This window comes from Amniculibacterium aquaticum (genome assembly GCF_003852705.1).
Classification (GTDB): Bacteria; Bacteroidota; Bacteroidia; order Flavobacteriales; family Weeksellaceae; genus Amniculibacterium; species Amniculibacterium aquaticum.
Map to the genome: position 1 here is coordinate 1 of NZ_REFA01000021.1, position 19,452 is coordinate 19,452.

The 19,452-nt window shown below is 39.2% G+C and carries 8 protein-coding genes; 4 read left to right on the forward strand and 4 right to left on the reverse strand.

Annotation, left to right across the window (positions count from 1 at the left end; translation table 11 throughout):
• The first annotated feature begins 223 nt into the window (after nt 1–223).
• The 4 genes from EIY84_RS09260 to EIY84_RS09275 all read left to right on the forward strand — a co-directional run bounded on the left by EIY84_RS09260 (nt 224) and on the right by EIY84_RS09275 (nt 9,011).
• Entirely contained in the window at nt 224–3,112 is a 2,889-nt protein-coding gene (locus EIY84_RS09260; RefSeq protein WP_124642479.1) for a SusC/RagA family TonB-linked outer membrane protein, read from the forward strand.
• Between the two features lie 10 nt (nt 3,113–3,122).
• Nucleotides 3,123–4,697, forward strand: a complete 1,575-nt coding sequence (locus EIY84_RS09265) for a SusD/RagB family nutrient-binding outer membrane lipoprotein (RefSeq protein ID WP_124642481.1) — start codon at nt 3,123–3,125, stop codon at nt 4,695–4,697.
• Nucleotides 4,698–4,914: 217 nt separating this feature from the next.
• Nucleotides 4,915–6,849: a glucosamine-6-phosphate deaminase gene (gene nagB, locus EIY84_RS09270; RefSeq protein WP_124642483.1), complete on the forward strand. Its 1,935-nt coding sequence runs from the start codon at nt 4,915–4,917 to the stop codon at nt 6,847–6,849.
• A gap of 134 nt (nt 6,850–6,983) precedes the next feature.
• Nucleotides 6,984–9,011, forward strand: a complete 2,028-nt coding sequence (locus EIY84_RS09275; RefSeq protein WP_124642485.1) for a beta-N-acetylhexosaminidase — start codon at nt 6,984–6,986, stop codon at nt 9,009–9,011.
• 155 nt (nt 9,012–9,166) lie between these two features.
• Here the strand turns inward: EIY84_RS09275 and EIY84_RS09280 are convergent, their stop codons facing one another.
• The 4 genes from EIY84_RS09280 to EIY84_RS09295 form a co-directional block, all read right to left on the reverse strand.
• A complete protein-coding gene (locus tag EIY84_RS09280) occupies nt 9,167–10,033 on the reverse strand; it encodes a sigma-70 family RNA polymerase sigma factor (protein ID WP_027376244.1) in 867 nt (288 codons plus the stop codon).
• A 271-nt stretch (nt 10,034–10,304) separates the two neighbouring features.
• Nucleotides 10,305–12,170, reverse strand: coding sequence for a T9SS type A sorting domain-containing protein (locus EIY84_RS09285; protein ID WP_124642487.1), 1,866 nt, complete (start codon nt 12,168–12,170; stop codon nt 10,305–10,307).
• A 97-nt stretch (nt 12,171–12,267) separates the two neighbouring features.
• A complete protein-coding gene (locus EIY84_RS09290; RefSeq protein WP_124642489.1) occupies nt 12,268–17,229 on the reverse strand; it encodes a PKD domain-containing protein in 4,962 nt (1,653 codons plus the stop codon).
• Between the two features lie 209 nt (nt 17,230–17,438).
• Nucleotides 17,439–19,427, reverse strand: a complete 1,989-nt coding sequence (locus EIY84_RS09295) for a urocanate hydratase (RefSeq protein WP_124642491.1) — start codon at nt 19,425–19,427, stop codon at nt 17,439–17,441.
• Nucleotides 19,428–19,452 lie beyond the last annotated feature (25 nt).

The following is a 19,452-nucleotide window of genomic DNA, read 5'->3' on the forward strand; positions in this document are numbered from 1 at the left end:
TGAACGCTTGGATAGATAGCTTTAAAGCGCTATTAATACGATATGAAACTAAAGAAAAACATTGGAGGGATTTTCATCTGCTCGCATTCTGTTGTATTTTGATTAGGAAACATTAAACAAGTTCATATTTAAAAATCGAGAATTGATCATTTTTTATACCTCGAAAAAAGAGAAAAAGTTATCGTTATCGAAAAAAAAAGAAATAAAAATTTAACCTAGAAATATGAAAAAAATTACAAATTCAGTCTTGGTTGTGGTTTTATCCTCCACCTTTGCATTTGCATCGGCACAATCGGGTAAAACGGATAGTTTAAAGACTAAAGACATCCAAGGCGTAGTTGTTACCGCATTGGGAATCAAAAAAGAAAAGAGAGCATTGACTTATTCTGCACAAGAAATTGGTGGCGATGCTTTGGTAAAGGTGAAAGATGCCAATCCCATCAACAGTCTGTCCGGTCGTGTTGCCGGGATGAACATTTCCAGAAGCTCCTCCGGTGTGGCGGGTTCTGTTAAGGTGACTTTAAGAGGCGAGTCTTCTGCCAGAAACAACCAACCACTTTATGTTATCGATGGTGTACCGATTGCCAATACTTCGCCGGCACAACCGTATAAAATTTTTGGTGACGAAGGGGGTAGTAGAGACGGTGGCGATGTGCTGTCCATGATCAACCCGGACGATATCGAGAACATAACAGTTCTTAGAGGTGCTGCTTCAGCTGCTTTGTACGGAAGTCAAGGTGCCAACGGAGTTATCCTTATTACCACTAAAAAAGGAAAGGCTGGAAAAGTTTCTGTTAACATCAACTCCAATACCACGGTAGAATCGGCGGCTTATATGCCAAAGTTGCAATACGAATATTTAGCATCTACACCAGGAAAAGGTGGACAAAGTTGGGGAGCTAAAGGAAGCTCTGAAAATTATGCTAAGAAATTTTTCGATACAGGAGTTACCACCATCAACTCGGTATCTTTAAGTGCAGGAAACCAAGTGTCGTCCAGTTACCTATCGTACTCCAATTCCCTTTCTCATGGGACATTACCAACGAGTAAGATGAATCAGAACAACATCAGTTTTAGAGAAAATATTAATTTGTTTGATGATAAATTGAAAATCGATGCTTCGGCAAATATTTCAGAACAAATTTATCACAACAGACCGGGAAGTGGTTTGTATTTTAACCCATTGGTAAGCGTATATGCTTTCCCAAGAGGTGAAAATTTTGGAGACTACATCAATAATTTCGAAAAGTTGGATCCCATCGATTACATCAATAAGCAAGTGAGATTCCCGAACTCGGCGTACTCAAGCGATATCGAACAAAACCCGTATTGGATTCTAAATCGTGCTGCAACCGACGAAAACAACAAAAGAGCTTACCTAAAAGGATCCATTTCTTATGCAGCTACAGACTGGTTAACCTTACAAGGGCGTGCTTCTTATGACTATGTCAACAGAAAATACCAAAGAAGAATGTACGCATCTACCGATGCAACTTTGGCTACCGCGAACGGAAGATACATACAAGAGAACAGCGTAGATACCCAATGGTACATGGACTTTTTAGCAACTGTGAATAAGTCTTTTGATAAATTTGACCTTACCACAGTATTGGGTGTGAGCAGAAACGATTATAAATTGGGAGACCTAACCTTTGCCGATTCTGGATACACCCAAGGTAACGGTCTGAAAATTCCGAATTATTTCGTTTTAGGCAATTTTACTTCCACACAAGGTATTGGAAATTCTATTGGAACAGACAAAGAAGTTCGTTCGGTTTTTGGAACGGTACAGTTGGGTTATGATAAAGCCGTATATTTGGATATCTCCGCCAGAAAAGACTGGTCCAGTACACTTAATCAAGGATTTTTCTACCCATCCATCGGTGCATCTACCATTCTTAATAAATACATAGATTTTGGCGAAAATGTTAATTTCCTTAAAGTAAGAGGTGCTTTTGCACAAGTAGGAAACGATATTCCATCCTACATCCAAGACAACCGTTCCAGTTCTTATGGAAAACTAAAAGGCGGTGTGTTGTTAGAACCTGAAGTTTCCAGTTTCCCGGGTATCAATCTGAAACCCGAACTAAAAAAATCTTTAGAATTTGGTCTTGAAGGCCGTTTCTTCAAAAACAGAGTTAACCTCGATTTAACTTACTATAAGTCCAATACCACCAATCAATATTTCGAAATTCAGGCAGCAGCCAATTCTTTGGGTGTTAAGCGATGGGCCATTAACGGTGGTGATATCGAATCCAAAGGTATTGAGGCCAGCCTTAATGTAATACCGGTTAGAAATGAAAACTTCGAATGGAGCTCTACCATCAATATCGGAACCAATAAAAGTTATGTAAAATCATTATCCGACCAACTAAGACAGCCTAACGGAAGTGTTGTCGCGGTATTGACCGAGTTGGATAACTCTTTCCAATATGTTCTGAAAGAAGGAGAACGATTCGGGACCATCATGGTAAAACAATTGGAGAGAGATGCCAATGGACTTGCTATTTTTGACAAAGTCTTGGACAGCAACGGAAATGTGACCGGTTACACGGCTAGAGGAAATAAAATGGTCGATGCCGGAACTCCTTTCCCAGATTGGACCGGAGGTTGGGTGAATACTTTCAACTACAAAAATCTATCGCTGAATGTAGTGATTGATGGTAAAATGGGCGGAAAAGCCGTAAGTACTACCCAAGCCATGTTGGACCAAGCCGGAGTTTCTCAAGCTTCTGCCGATGCCAGAAATACCAATGGCGGAATGATCATGGTGAGCAATGGCGCAGGACAAAACTACAGCATCTCTGCAAAAGACTATTATTCTGCAGTGGGTGGAAGACAAGGCTACACCAGCGAATATGTGTACGATCTGAGCAACTTTAGATTGGCTGAACTTTCCTTGGGCTACTCTTTTAACCCTAAAAATTCTTTCATTAAGAAAGCCAACATCTCCTTGGTCGGAAGAAACCTGTTCTTCATCTACAAAAAAGCAAAAGACATCCCATTTGATCCCAATATGGTTTCCAGTACGGGCGAAGCTTTCCAAGGTGTAGAAGTGTTTTCTCAACCTTCAACAAGAAGTATTGGTCTTAATCTAAATGTAACTTTCTAAATCAAAGAATATGAAAACAATAAAATTCAAAAATAAATTTATAAAATACGGATTGGCTCTTACGGTTTTAGCATCTGTAACTTCATGTTCTGTAGATTCAGAACGAAACATCAACGATGAATACGGCCAAACTCAAGAACAACAAATGCAAGGTCTTACCATTGTAAAAGCTCCATTAGAAAATCTAATGTCCAGCATTGTTATGGTAACTCCGGAGTGGCAATTCCAGTTGCAACAAAACCTTATGGGTGATGTTTTTTCCGGATATATGGCGCCACCAACTCCTTTTGCTGGAGACAGCAACAACACCCACTACAACCTAGTCGATGGTTGGAATCAGTATCCTTGGACCATTGCCTATACAGGAGTTTTGCCTAATGCTTTTAAAGTTGAAAATCGTGCAGCACAACTCAATCTTCCACAGTTTTTAGGCATCGCAAAAATCCTAAAAGTAGAAGGGATGCACAGGATTTCCGATATCTACGGACCGATCATCTATTCTCATTTTGGCGAAAATGCTGCAGGTGATAAATTTGACACTCAAAAAGAAGCGTATTATGCATTTTTTGCCGATTTGGACGCCGGTATTGCAGCTCTTAAAGATGCACAGAATAAAGGATTGGTTCTAGATCCAAGTGCAGACATCAGTGCTTTTGGTGGAAATTTGGCTAAATGGATCAAATTTGGTAATTCACTACGATTAAGATTGGCTCTTCGTATCTCTGGTGTAGATCCTGTGAAAGCCAAAACCGAAGGCGAAAAAGCATTGTCCGATTTAGGAGGTTTGATGTCCAATAATACAGAAAATTTTATCGTGAACAAACCCAATCCTCTTGGAGTGATCAATTCATGGGGCGACACCAGAATGGGAGCTTCTATGGAATCCATTCTCAACGGGTTGCAAGACCCAAGAGTGGGTAAATATTTTACGAAAAACACCTTCAGCAACTCATATACAGGTATTAGACAAGGGATAGACATTACCGCTCACGGTGGAAAGGACTCTTATGTGAAAAATTCAGGCATCAATTCGGATATGTTTTCTCAGATCCAATTGATGACCGCTTCTGAAGTACAATTTCTAATTGCTGAAGCCAAATTGAAAAATTGGAACACCAACGGTATTTCTTCAGAAACGGCGTACAATAACGGTATTCAGTTGTCTTTTGCACAGTACGGACTCACTGCGGGTTCTTACATCACCAATACCAGCAATACACCTGCAAATTATGTAGATGCATTCAACCCGGATAATAACATCAATGCAGCTTCTCAGGTAACCATCGCATGGAATAACGCCGATACCGACGCTTTGAAATTAGAAAAAATCATTACTCAAAAATGGATTTCCGGTTTCCCAGATGGACAAGAAGCTTGGTCGGAATTCAGAAGAACAGGCTATCCTAAACTTTTCCCAGTAAAACTGAATAAAAGTGGTGGATTGATCAGTACTACCGAATTCATTAAGAGAATTAATTTCCCAGCTTCCGAAAAATCAACCAATCCAACAAATGTTTCTGCAGCTGTAGGAATGCTTGGCGGACCGGATAACGGAGGTACCAATCTTTGGTGGGATGTAAATTAATATTTTTATCATAATTATGCTTTTGATGGTATAGGTACAACATTCAGCCTATACCATTTTTTTAAAACCGAGTATAACCCTCTGATAAATTTGTTTATTTTCAATTAAATGTCGTTGGTAGAAGTTTTTATTCCATTAGATTATTTTATTTTTTAAAAATCTAAAATAAAAATACCTTTGATGTTAATGATAATTTAAGTACAAATCTACTTTTAACATGAAAACCAAATTTCAACATAGAGACATTAGTTTCAAAACAGCCGGACAATTTGAAGAAACTCGTTTTGAAAAAATTCACAATGAAATTTTCGAAAATTCTGTAGAAGCTTCCAAAATTGTAGCTCATGAAATTGCAGAACTGATACAATCCAAGCAAAAAGAAAATAAAACCTGCGTTTTGGGTTTGGCAACCGGGTCTTCTCCCATCAAGGTGTACGAAGAGTTGGTAAGGCTGCATAAAGAAGAAAATCTAAGCTTCTCCAATGTGGTATCGTTTAATTTGGACGAGTACTATCCCATGTCCAAAGACAACAAACAAAGTTATCACTTCTTCATGCATCAACATCTTTTCAATCATGTCGATATTCATCCGGATAATGTGCACATCCCTTGTGGTACTGTTCCTTTTGATGAAATTAACCAATGGTGCATCGATTATGAAATGAAAATAAAAGAAGCCGGCGGATTGGATTTTCAACTTCTAGGGATTGGTAGGACAGGTCATGTGGGATTTAATGAACCCGGATCGCACATCAATTCCGGTACCCGCATCATTACTTTGGATCACATCACAAGAGTCGATGCCTCTTCTGATTTTAACGGCATGGAAAATGTGCCTAAAAAGGCCATAACCATGGGGGTTTCAACGATTCTTAGATCCAAAAGGATTGTGCTTCTTGCATGGGGACAAAACAAGGCGGACATCATCAAAAGAACCATTCAGGGGGATATAAGCAGTGATGTTCCTGCAACATTTTTGCAAAATCATCCCAATGTTACTTTTGTTTTGGACAAAACGGCTTCTTCAGAGCTTACAAGATGCAAAACACCTTGGCTGGTAGGAGAGTGTATTTGGACCAAAGAACTTCGTAGTAAGGCCATCGTTTGGCTTTGTGAGAAAACCGGAAAACCCGTGCTGAAACTAACCGATAGGGATTATAACAACAATGGGATGTCGGATCTTTTGGTACAAGAGGGTTCTGCCTACGATCTTAACATCAAAATGTTCAATCAATTGCAGCATTCCATAACGGGTTGGCCCGGTGGAAAGCCCAATCATGACGATACCCACAGACCAGAAAGAGCCCAACCTGCAAAAAAAAGAGTTATCATTTTCAGTCCTCATCCGGATGATGATGTCATCTCAATGGGAGGCACATTTAACAAATTGATTCAACAAGGTCATGAAGTCCATGTAGCTTACCAAACCTCTGGAAATATTGCAGTTACCGATGAAGAAGCCTTGAAATTTGCAGAGGTTTGCAATGATTTTGTAGATCAAGACAGCAGCAATATTAATTTTCAAAAAGTTATTGATTTCCTGAACAATAAAACCGATAACCAAATCGATTCTTTAGAAGTCAGAAAACTAAAAGGACTGATCCGTAGGAGAGAGTCTTATGCTGCAGTTCGCTCTTTTAAATTAACAGACGATAAAGTTCATTTCTTGGATTTACCTTTTTACGAAACGGGCTATATCAAGAAAAATCCACCAACAGAAGTTGATGTAAAGAAGGTAGAAGACCTTATCGCAGCTGTAAAACCCCATCAGGTATTTGCTGCAGGCGATTTGGCCGATCCTCACGGAACTCATGAAGTTTGTTTGAGTTTGATTTTCAAGGCATTAAAGAATTTGAAAGGAAAACCGTACATGCAGGACTGTTGGTTGTGGCTCTACAGAGGTGCTTGGCACGAATGGGATATCGACGAAATTGATATGGCAATTCCGATAAGTCCGGATGAGGTAATGGCCAAGAGAAATGCCATTTTCTACCATCAGTCACAAAAAGATAGAGTCATGTTCCAAGGAAATGACCTTAGAGAATTTTGGATGAGGGCTGAAGATCGTAACAAAAAAACCGCCGAATTGTACAATAAATTGGGCTTAGCAGAATATGAAGCCATTGAGGCTTTTAAAAAATTTGATTTTTAGAAATCAATAATTTTACTTTTTCATTTTTACTTAGGACTAATTGTGGCTCTCTTCGGAAGGTCACAATTAGATTTTTTATTCATTTTTGCATGAAAGAATAAAATTGAAAAAGATCAACCATTAATATAAATTACATGAAATACACTTTGCTTACAGCATTATTTTCTTCTTTGTGTTTGGGACAAGTACAAAAAGAACAGCTCAACCTAATGCCTTGGCCTAAAGAAGTGAACCTGAATACCGGGAAATTAGTTCTTAAAAAAGATTTTAACATCAACATAAACGGAGTCCAATCCGAAAGATTACGAAATGCCACTACCAAGTTTCTTAGACGATTGGATGGGAGATCCGGAGTGTTTTTTAATGAGGAATTTGCACATGAAAACAATTCAGCTCCAACTGCAACCTTGCAAATACAGGTGAAAAATACGGCATCACTGGATCTCCAACAAGACGAAAGCTATCAGCTATCGGTGGATCATTCAAAAATTAAAATAATAGCGAATACCGATACCGGTGCCATTTATGCCCTAGAAACTTTGCTTCAGACACTTCAGAATTCCGCTTCAGAATATTTTTTTCCTTCCATAGAGATCAAGGACCATCCACGATTCAAATGGCGTGGTTTGATGATTGATGCGGCACGACATTTTCAACCCATAGAGGTCATCAAAAGAAACCTAGATGCTATGGCTGCTGTTAAACTAAATGTTTTCCATTGGCATTTGGTGGACGATCAAGGTTGGAGAATAGAAATGAAAAATCTGAAACAACTCCATGAAAAATCTTCTGATGGTCAATATTACACCCAAGATCAGATAAAAGATGTGGTAAAATATGCTGCCAATTTGGGAATTATGATCGTTCCGGAAATTGATGTTCCCGGTCATGCCTCGGCAATATTAACCGCCATTCCTGAAATTGGAAGCACTCCAGGTATGACATATACCGTGGAGAGAAATGCCGGCGTGTTCAACCCAACTTTGGATCCTACCAATCCCAAGACTTATCAAATTCTTTCCCTAATTTTTGATGAGGTCTGTCCACTTTTTCCGGGAAAAATTTTCCACATCGGTGGCGACGAAAACGAAGGTAAAGAATGGGATGCCAATCCTAAAATTCAACAGTTTAAAAAAGAAAATAACCTAAAGACCAACCACGATCTTCAGACTTATTTTACCATGAAACTGATCCCTCTACTCAAAAAACACAACAAAGTATTGATGGGTTGGGAAGAAATCATGACCAAAGACATGTCGAAAGATGCTGTTATCCACTCTTGGAGAGGTGTAAATGAAGGTTTGAAGGCCGGTGAATCTTTGGCAAAAGCAGCTCAAAATGGGTACAAAACGGTTTTGTCCAACGGGTATTACATCGATCTGGTTATGGATGTAGAAAGCCATTACAATACCGATCCTGTAAATAAAGATTTGAATTTGTCCGAGGCAACCCTCAATAATATTTGGGGGGGCGAAGCTACGATGTGGAGCGAATTGGCAACTCCATTAACCATAGACTCCAGGATTTGGCCGAGAACAGCAGCCATAGCCGAGAGACTTTGGTCGGATGCTTCGGTGAAAAATGTGGCGGATATGAGAAAACGACTCATTCCTGTAACAAACAGATTGGAAGAATTGGGCATTACCCACATCCGAAACAAAGGAGTCATCCTTAGAAATATTGCCAATTATCAGGATACAAAAGCGGTTGAAGATTTTTCAAATGTTTGCGAACCTCTGAAATTGTACACAAGAAATAAAGGCGGTACGGAGTATCAAATGTACTCTCCGTTGACTTTGTTTGCCGATGCTTGCACTCCCGATGCTAAAGATGCTCTTGCATTCAATACTTTGGTGGATCAATTTGTGATTGATAAAAATGAAGATTCTAAATCCAAGATTGTTATTTTTCTTAATCAGTGGATTTCTAATTATTCGGAATTGAAAAAGTTAAACGAAAACGCTCCTTTGATTTCTCCATTTCTACCTCTGTCAGAAAAATTAAGCAATCTGTCCCAACATTTGATTTTCAAAATTCAGGGCAATGCGCAATACAATTCGGCAGTTGCTGAGAAACTTTTGGCAGAATGCGATACAAAAGAATATGCCGATGTAGAACTGGCAGTTGTGAAAAGTTTTAAAAAATTAATAAGCTTAAAATAAAATTTTCGAAAGATTAATATAGTTAAATAAGGTTGGAGTTTCAGGCATTCCAAAAGTGAAAAACCTTTTGGAATGCAACTCCTAAAAAAAATGAAAATTGATTTTAAGCACTAAAAAAAGCCACTGAAAAGTGGCTTTTACTATTTTATTTGAAATTATTTACCCAGATAAGATTTCAAAATTTTACTTCTGGTATTGTGTTTCAATCTCTTGATGGCTTTTTCTTTAATCTGTCTTACTCTTTCTCTTGTAAGATCAAAAGTTTCTCCGATTTCTTCCAAAGTCATAGGATGTTTTCCATTCAATCCGAAATAAAGTCTTACCAAATCGGCCTCCCTTGGAGTTAGAGTTTGTAGAGCTCTTTCAATTTCAATTTGAAGAGACTCCAACATCAAATCTTTGTCTGGACTTGGCGACTCTCCGGAACGCAATACATCGTACAAGTTAGAGTCTTCACCTTCAACCAACGGTGCATCCATGGATAGGTGTCTCCCGGAGTTTTTCATGGATTCTTTGATGTCCTCCTCACTCATATCCAATACTTCTGCAAGTTCTTCGGGAGAAGGTGGTCTTTCGTTTTCTTGTTCAAGGTGAGCGTAAGCTTTGTTGATTTTGTTGATGGATCCAATTTTATTCAATGGCAATCTTACAATTCTGGACTGCTCTGCCAAAGCTTGAAGGATGGACTGACGAATCCACCAAACGGCATAAGAAATGAATTTGAAACCTCTGGTTTCGTCGTATCTTTTTGCAGCTTTCATCAAGCCTAAATTTCCTTCATTGATCAAATCGGGAAGAGAAAGTCCTTGGTTTTGGTACTGTTTAGAAACGGATACCACAAAACGGAGGTTGGCTTTGATGAGCTTTTCAAGGGCAACTCTGTCGCCGGCTCTAATTTTTTGTGCCAATTCTACCTCTTCATCAGCGGTAATCAAATCCACTTTACCAATTTCCTGCAGGTATTTGTCCAAAGAAGCGGTTTCTCTATTGGTAACCTGTTTTGTAATTTTTAACTGTCTCATCTACAAAAAATAACCCGTTTTTTTTTGAGCTACATATTATTATACGGTGTTTTTATGAAAAAGGTTACAAATATTTTCAAAATATTTGTAACCCAATTACTTCTTTCCGAAAATTTTGGATTTTGAAACCTTTTACAGTATAAAGTAACTACTTATTTTAGAGTTTCAACCACACAAAATAATAAATTTGTTCAAAACTTTTTGGTATAATGCTAATGTGATAGTCGTTTAGGCTTTTAAAATGAAGACCATCTTGAATATCCGATTGGCATTACATTTTTACCACTTTATCTGCTGTAGCAAAACCATTGCCCTCAACCTTTACAAAATATACGCCTTTTGTGAGTCCTTGCATATTTACCCTGTAGTCTTTTCCGTCAAAAGTGCCGGATTTTACCAAACTACCGTTTGCAGTAATAACTTCATAAGATTGTAGTTTTTCTTTGGTTTTTATATGCAGTATATCCTCTACTGGGTTGGGGTAAAAAACCACATCTGTTTCTTTTACAGGAGTTTCTGCGGTTGCCATAAGAGTACAGTTAGAAGAAGTAGCCAGTTTGGCATAGAAAAAGTTTGTTTTATCACTGTTGGCAGCATTGCTTATGGTAGGTACTCCGTCATTAGGATCCACAAAAAGTTGCGAATTGATAAACCCACCCAGCATAATATTGCCGTCATTATCAACTGCAATAGCGGTAAACTGGTCATCATAGCCATAATTTCCCAACACTTCGTGTGTGCCGGTAACAACACCTGTATCTTTGTTCAGCTTTACCAGCAGTGGATCCGTACCATCATTGGTTGGTCTTACCATGGGGAAAGCTCCCCATACCTCCCTAATACTGCCTTTGGCAAATAATATTTCATTGCCTTTTAGAGCGATGGGCATTCTGGCGATTTGGGCATAAACACCAAGGTCACCATTGGACAATGATTGTGGATTGGTACACCAAAGTACATTGCTACCACTGTTGGAAGTACTGAGTTTCATTACGAATGGAATAGAACCAAAAAGAGGCGTTGTAAAGTTAAAATCGCTACCAAAGGTTACTTGCTCCACTCCTTTTCCAAATAACCCCGAAATATAAATATCGCTTGTTGCAGGGTCTTTTTTTAAGCCAAAAATATTTCCACCGGCTTCAAAACCTCCTACGCTACCGCCCGATCCCCTAATCCATAATTTCTGGAAGGTAGCACTATTAAATGCCATTACAAAAGCGTTTTCAGTAATGGGAACATTGTTCCATGAGATAGATTGCCCTCCAGACGAACCAGAATAATTTTTCGAACCGGCTAAATAATATCGGCTATTAGCCTGATCATACATGAAGCTTAGGCATCCCCCCCGAAATGTTGTTGCACCAGTAAGTGGTAACAAAGTTGGTGTGCCAACAATGTTTCCACTTGTATCATATTTTACCAAATAATATTGAAAAGTAGTATTAAATGAGTTCGGAACAGTAATCATACCATTCAGATGAGTACCGTACATAAAACCTAAAATAAGATGAATATTGTTTTGACTGTCAAAAACTGGTCCGCTCATATCCATTCCCATATTATATGCAGATACATCTCCTTGAAAGTCCCTACGCCAAACTAAATTGCCATCAGCGGTGTTGTATTTCAACAAATGTCCATACCGCATTCCGGCTTGGGCAACAAAAGGATCATTAACCACTGGCATAACATCATTGTCCCCAAATCTCGGTGGTAGATACATACTTCCATTGGAGGAAGAATTTCCCGCTGCAAATGTTAAATAAATCCCTCCATTATTATCCAATACTATCTTTTGAGCATTATTGGTATTGTTTCCGCCACCTCCAATCGTGCGTTTCCATCGTAGTACACCCTGGCAATTTACTGAAAAAAGTAAAATATTCTTAGTACCATAAGTGGTAACTGTTTGTCCATCTAATAGTGGTGTATCATTATAAATCCAAGTTAGATAATAGGTGTTATTTTGATTATCCACCACCATATCCAAAATATACTCATCGTCCAACTGGCTAAAACCAATATCACTTGAGCCATTAATTGCCCCTCCTGTTTTTGCCCATTGCCAAGTGTAGGTTTGAGCATTTGATAGGGAGTACGACAATAATATTACTAGTATGTAAATTCTACTTTTCATAATTATTTTTTTATCAATTAATTTAATTTTTTTATTAAAGTTTTTCGTAAAAATCAGGTATCCCAATTGGAGGTAGCCTGATATTATCAAGAAAGTTTTATTCTTTCAAAAGCTTACCTTGCAATGCCTCTCCGGTAGTGGTAATGCTTACCAAATACAATCCTTGCAGCCAGTGCTGAATTTTGAGTTTTACTTCGCCCTTGCTTTTTTGCAGTTTTTGTTGGTGTTGTAGATTCCCGCTACGGTCGTAGATATACAAAGACAGTGCTTCCACTTTGTCATTCCCTGTATCGTAGGAAATGCTTACTTCCTCTTTAGCAGGATTTGGCAGTAATCCAAAAGTAGCAGTAGTTTCTGTTTTTATTGTGTCAACTTTAGCATAATTGACTGCCCCCATTACCGCATCTACTTTTATAGTACAGTCCGGATTGGCTCCTGTAATCTGCATTGTATCTGCACCTCCGGGAAAATTAGCTCCCGGATAGAAGATAACCGGGTTCATTTGGTAGCTTCCTCCTGCTGGTATGGTAATACTAGATGGAGCGTACACGCCATAGTTGTTTGCACTGGTTAGGCTAACGGTAATCGCTTGTGTACCAAAATTCATAATCTGTCCGAAAAGAAGATAGGTATTGCCTTCACGCTTCACACTTCTTACGAAAGCATCCAATTTGCAGTCTTTAGGTGGACAGTCAGGATTATTTATAGATGGACTCATATTCATTGTTCCAGATGTTAACTGACAGCCGCCATGATTAATAAACAACTGATGGCTTCCTGTTTGGGATGACCAGTAAGGATTAATAAGACCGCCACCACCTTGTTGGTTATTTCCAAAATATTGCCATTCATGATGATCAAAGCTTCCTCTGGGACCGATTATAAAACCATCTCTCGGACAAAGGTCGTAGCAACCGATAGGAAAAATCCACATAAGGTCTTCCAAACTGTGTGGTACCATTAGCGAATATGAAGAACTGCAACCAGAAGGTGCCGTGTAAATTACATTGTAAATTCCGCCGGTGTTTACTACAATAGAAGAGCCGGTTTGTCCGTTACTCCAGTTGTAGGTTCCGGGCTGTGGATTTTGTACATACAGCAATACACTGTACGGTTGACAGCTTTGCAACTGAAACTGCGCTTGTGGAGGTGAAGGCGGAGGATTAACCGTTACCGTAAAGCTAGAAGTACCAAAACAGCTAGGATCGGTAGCTACCCAAACTTTCAGGGTATATACATAAGTACCCACTGCCAAAGGTCCGGAAGTATGCACCACTGGGGTAGCAGAAGTACCAGTTTGTACCATAGCTGATGCTCCTCCATTATAACTCATTGTCCATTCGTAATTCAAATTATTATCGGTAACAACCCCTTGTAAGGTTACCATATTGTTTTGGCAAACCTGAGAATTACCCACAATACTTACCTGTGGAGTGCTACGGATGACTACCGAAACAGGGCTGCCTGCGGAAGATTTATCCTTACAACCGTTCACTGCATCGGTTAAGATAACCCAATAACTGCCTGATTTTGTGGGCTGATACACTGGAGATGGACCACTTGCTACGGATTGATTACCGTTCATCCATTCGTAATTAGAGATTGGATTTCCAGCCACTAAATAAGGAACAGTTAATTGTGGTTGGTTGGTGCTTGTTGCACATACATCTAGATTTGAACCTGAAATCATGCTATTGGAAATATTAGCCTGATTCACTTGTATATTTACAGGATTGCTCGTAAATACACAATTGTCAGGGGTAGTTACCTCTAAATAAAGAGAACTATTTGGATTAAATATATTAAAGGTTATCTCGGTTACAGGTCCTGAGGCAATAAATGCAGTACCTGCAAACTTCCATTTATAGATATGGTTGGGTAAGAAATTTGCTGGTGGGATGCTAAGAATAATCTTTTCCCCCTTACATACTGTGGTTTGCGATACTGTAAATTGCATACTTGGTAATTTCGGCATGGTAATGTTTTGGGTAAAAGTACAATCGGGCATCGCACCTTGTCCGGTAAGCTTTATAGCAAAAGCATATTGTTGTCCTGGTTGCAAATTATTGTAGGTAACTACTTGTCCGTTTTGCTGGTTACCACCATTTATGGTATAGCTGTAGCCAATTTGTCCGGAAGTAATATTGGTAAGCAATGAAGTATCCGTTAAAGTAACATTATAAGTACCGTTGGTATTACAACTAATGCTGGCTTTAAAGTCTGGTTCGTAATGCTTGGTAACATCAACACTTTTTTGTGTTGAACAATTATTAAAATCCAGTGTAAGAAAAACGCTGTGTACCCCTGATTTGGTTACGATAAATGTTGCCGTGGTACTCGTACTGCCCGGTTGTAGTTGCAAGAATGGGCTACTCTTCCACTCAAAATTACTTGGTGTACCTACAAAAGATGCGGTAGCAGTAATGGTGTTACAACTTGTCCACTCTGCTTGCACATTCAAATTCGGATTTGGAGATATGGTACATGGTGGTGAATCAAGGCATAATGTTACTACCGTTATGTCTTGTGAGGTAGATGAGCAACCGTTGGCTGTTACTACCAAATAATAAATCCCGGCAGGTGATGGTTGTGTACTGTTACTAATGGTATAAGTAGAAGCTGTTGCACCTAAAATGGGTGCATTGTTTTTGTACCATTGGTAGGTAGCACCTGTTATTCCGGAAGGAATGTTTCCTGTGAGTACTTCACTATAAGGACTTGTAGGACATATCGCATAATAATAACCCGGCGTAATTACAACATCTAGTTCGGGAACAACATTAAAATTGGCAGCTGTTGTCGCTATATAATTACAACCGTTTGGTGTAGATAACGCAACCTGCAAGGATTGTGAAATTACCGTATTTTGATTATTTACAAAGTCATTATTAACATTGAATGTCTGTGTACCTCCTGTTGTTATTGCCATTTGTTGAGGGGTTGCACCTCCTGGAAATGTAAAGGTTAACATTCCGCTGGTTATATTGGTAGGTATATTTACCGTAATAGGTATTGTTGGGCTTCCTTCACACACAGTACCTCCATTGATACTGATAACAGGTAACTGTTGCAAGATGACTATTTTCTCTATTACTTTTGTAATTCCACACTTTTTCACGATCAACCTAAGTTTAGATTGGTATATACCGCTTGAAATTTCATTAAAGTTAACTATAATCGCGTGTGGATTGCTAGGATGGGGCAGTAAACTTCCAAAGTTTGAAGAGGCGAAGCTCCACGAAAAATCGTCAGGAATAATACCATTGAAGTTGGCTACAAATGTTGCACTGCTACTTGGGCAATATGTATTATTTGTATTAGGTGCGGTAATGGTTATACTGTCGAGATTTACTTTTGGCAGTGTTCTTGTCTTTTTATTCGAGAGGCAACCCAATCCACCTGTGGTACGGTTTTGTACGCTTATAGCATAGCCGGGTGCTCCTGTACTGAAAACTACAGTTACACTGTTGCCTGTGTTGCTACCTTGTATTACACCTCCTGTAACACTCCATATAGGAAGATAACCTGCATTGGTTGGGTTAATGGTGTAGGTATAAGGCACACCAACGCATACAGGCTCTGGTCCCAGAATTGTCCCACTCGGTATTGGAGGCAAAGGAATTGCTTGTACAACAACCCCATCGCCAGTGCAACCACCATTTGGACTGCTTGCGGTAACAATATATGTTCCTGCATTTGGAAAGTGGTAACTCAGGCTAACATTTGTTTCGGTATGTACCACATTTCCATTAAACATGACTTTCCAAACAGCATTTCCACCAGCATTACTGTTGAATGTAAGATTGTTACCCACGCATACTTCAGGCTGTCCTCCCGTTATTATCAGGGGAGCAGTTACCAAAATGGTCTTTGGATTACTTCTACCACCACATTTTAACAGCGTATTTTCGTAATAGTTAAATAATGTGTAAGTACCCAGAGTACTAAATTTTAAGAAAATTTCGTTACGCTGGGCATTATAGCTAGCCTGAACCGCTCCTGGTCCTGTTACATCCCACTGTACTTGCGTGGTAGGCCATCGCGGCATACTGTATTGGTATTGCTTCTCTGTACATACATTGGTCGGACCCTGTATAATCCCTTCTTTTGTGATGACCGGAATTTTCAAAGTAGTCCAAGCTGGGCATCCACATTCGGATTGGTACATAACATAACCAAATCCGTCTGTTGGATCTATTTGATCCCATTGTACCGTTAATACATTTCCGTTTGTATTTATGATCGTTCCGCCAATGACTTTCCACTTTCCTTTGCAAGTGTTATTCGCAGTGTAAGTTTCTATACTCCCCTCGCAAACCACACTTGCACAGGCAATATCAATAGGATTGGCAATATTCACATGGATTTCCATCTCGTATTCCTGACTACAGTTACATTGATTGGTAACTTTTAGTTTTACAATTTTAACACCCCCTGTCGTATAAGTATGCATGGGTTCGTAAACACTTGAAGTTGGGCTACCGTCTCCAAAATCCCATTCATAACTTACCAAGGCTGTTCCTCCTCCTGCTGTTGATAGATTATCAAAATAGACAGGCGTGTTCATGCAAACATCATGTCCACCAAGTCCTGCGATAGCAAACAATGCTTTGGGACTATCAATCTTTTCAACACAAATCGACTTTGTTTCTTGTGTACCATTTGCATACTGTATGGTAATATTTATAGCTCCATTTCCGGCATTTCCCCATTCTATAATGGCTTCATAAGGATTGCTCGTTGTAGATATAATCGTACCACCCGCTACTCCCCAATTTACCGAAGACATGGTCGTATTTCCTGGATTAACAGTGTATTTCACTCGCGAAAATTCACAAAAACGAACACAATGACCCATATTAATTTCTTCCCAAACCTCAAAGTTATCTTGAGGTTTTTCTCCTTGTTCAGAAATAAATTCGGTGCATCCTACTTGTGCATTCCAACCAATAGTGATACCACTGCTTTGGGATAAACCCCAAATTGGCAAAATCAAAAGTAACCACAGCAGTAGCCACTTTTCTTTCATCTTAATTTGTAGATTGTAGTATTTTTTCATATTTAATTGGTTTTGGTTACTGTGTTTTGTATAGTTTTATTTTTGTATTATCTTTCCAAAGATACTTTTTTTTTCAATATAGCATGATGCCCTAAATAATTATTTAAGTCAGATTCAACTAGTCCATACAAAAGATAGCGTTCCCTAGGAACGCTATCAATTTTATTTTTATTATTAAAGTTATTCGTAAAAATCAGGTCCGTTAAAGATTATAAAAACAAATCTTCGGAAACCAAATTAGGGAGTGTAACTTTCAGGTTGGGTTCAGCTTGCATGGCTCTTTTTATGGCAAACATAGCTCCTTCATTTCTCGCCCAAGATCTTCTGGAAATACCATTGTTCACATCCCAAAAAAGCATGGATTTTAATCGTCTATCGGCATCATCACTACCATCTAACAACATTCCAAATCCACCGTTGATCACCTCGCCCCAACCAACGCCACCTCCGTTGTGTATGGAAACCCAAGTCGCACCGCGGAAGCTATCGCCAATCACATTATGTATGGCCATATCTGCGGTAAATCTGGATCCGTCGTAGATGTTGGAAGTCTCTCTGTATGGAGAATCTGTACCCGAAACATCGTGGTGATCTCTTCCCAAAACAACCGGTCCAATTTCTCCTTTTTCAATGGCTTTGTTGAAGGCTTCTGCAATTTTCATTCTCCCTTCGGCATCGGCATATAAAATTCTGGCTTGCGAGCCAACAACCAATTTGTTTTCTTGAGCTCCTTGTATCCATTGTATGTTATCGGCCATTTGTTGTTGGATTTCTTCTGGAGAATTTTTCATGATTTCTTCCAAAATCTGACAAGCAATTTCATCGGTTTTTTGCAAATCTTCAGGTTTTCCACTGGTACAAACCCAACGGAACGGTCCAAAGCCGTAATCGAAACACATAGGACCCATAATGTCTTGTACATAAGAAGGATATCTAAATTCTCTACCTATGGTTGGTTTTTCGGACATCACATCGGCACCGGCACGGCTGGCTTCCAACAAGAAAGCATTTCCATAATCAAAGAAATAAGTTCCTTTTGTTGTATGTTTGTTGATGGCAGTGGCGTGCCTTCTAAGAGTTTCTTGTACTTTTTCTTTAAACAATTCAGGATTTTCTGCCATCATGATGTTGGCTTCGTCAAAAGAAATTCCCACGGGATAATAACCTCCTGCCCAAGGATTGTGCAAGGATGTCTGGTCTGATCCTATGTCTATTCTCAAGTTTTCTTGGTCAAATTTTTCCCAAACTTCTACCACATTTCCAAGATAGGTCAAAGAAATGGTTTCTTGGTTCTTTTGTGCTGTTTTCACACGAGCTACCAATTCATCAAGATTTTCAAAAATTTCATCGACCCATTTTTGATCGTGACGGATTTTGGTGATTTTAGGATTTACTTCGGCGCAAACGGTTACGCAACCTGCGATATTTCCAGCTTTGGGTTGTGCCCCGGACATTCCGCCCAATCCAGAAGTGACAAATAAGCCTCCTTTTGGTGATTTTTTAATTTTTCTAAATGCATTCAGAACCGTAATGGTGGTTCCGTGTACGATACCTTGCGGGCCGATGTACATGTAGCTTCCGGCCGTCATTTGTCCGTATTGAGAAACGCCCAATGCATTGAATTTTTCCCAATCGTCCGGTTTGGAATAATTGGGGATTACCATTCCGTTGGTTACCACAACTCTTGGAGCATCTTTGTGCGATGGAAAAAGTCCCATAGGATGTCCGGAGTACATCACCAAGGTTTGCTCATCGTTCATTTCAGAAAGATATTTCATGGTCAAAAGATATTGAGCCCAATTTTGAAATACAGCACCATTTCCCCCGTAGGTAATAAGTTCGTGAGGGTGTTGTGCAACGGCATAACTCAAGTTATTTTGAATCATCAGCATGATGGATTTCGCCTGAAGCGATTTTCCGGGATATTCTTCTATCGGTCTTGCGTAGATTTCGTAATCCGGACGGTAACGATACATGTAGATTCTACCGTATTTTTCCAATTCTTCTTTGAATTCGTCAATTAATTCGGCATGAAATTGCGGTTCAAAATAACGAAGTGCATTTTTTAAAGCCAGTTTCTTTTCTTCCTCCGTAAGGATTTCTTTTCGCTTCGGAGCATGGTTGATGCTGGTGTCGTACGGTTTTGGTGTTGGCAAATGTTGGGGTATGCCTTGTTGTATCTGTTCTTGGAAAGTCATTGTTTATTTTTTAAGCGCCTAAAAT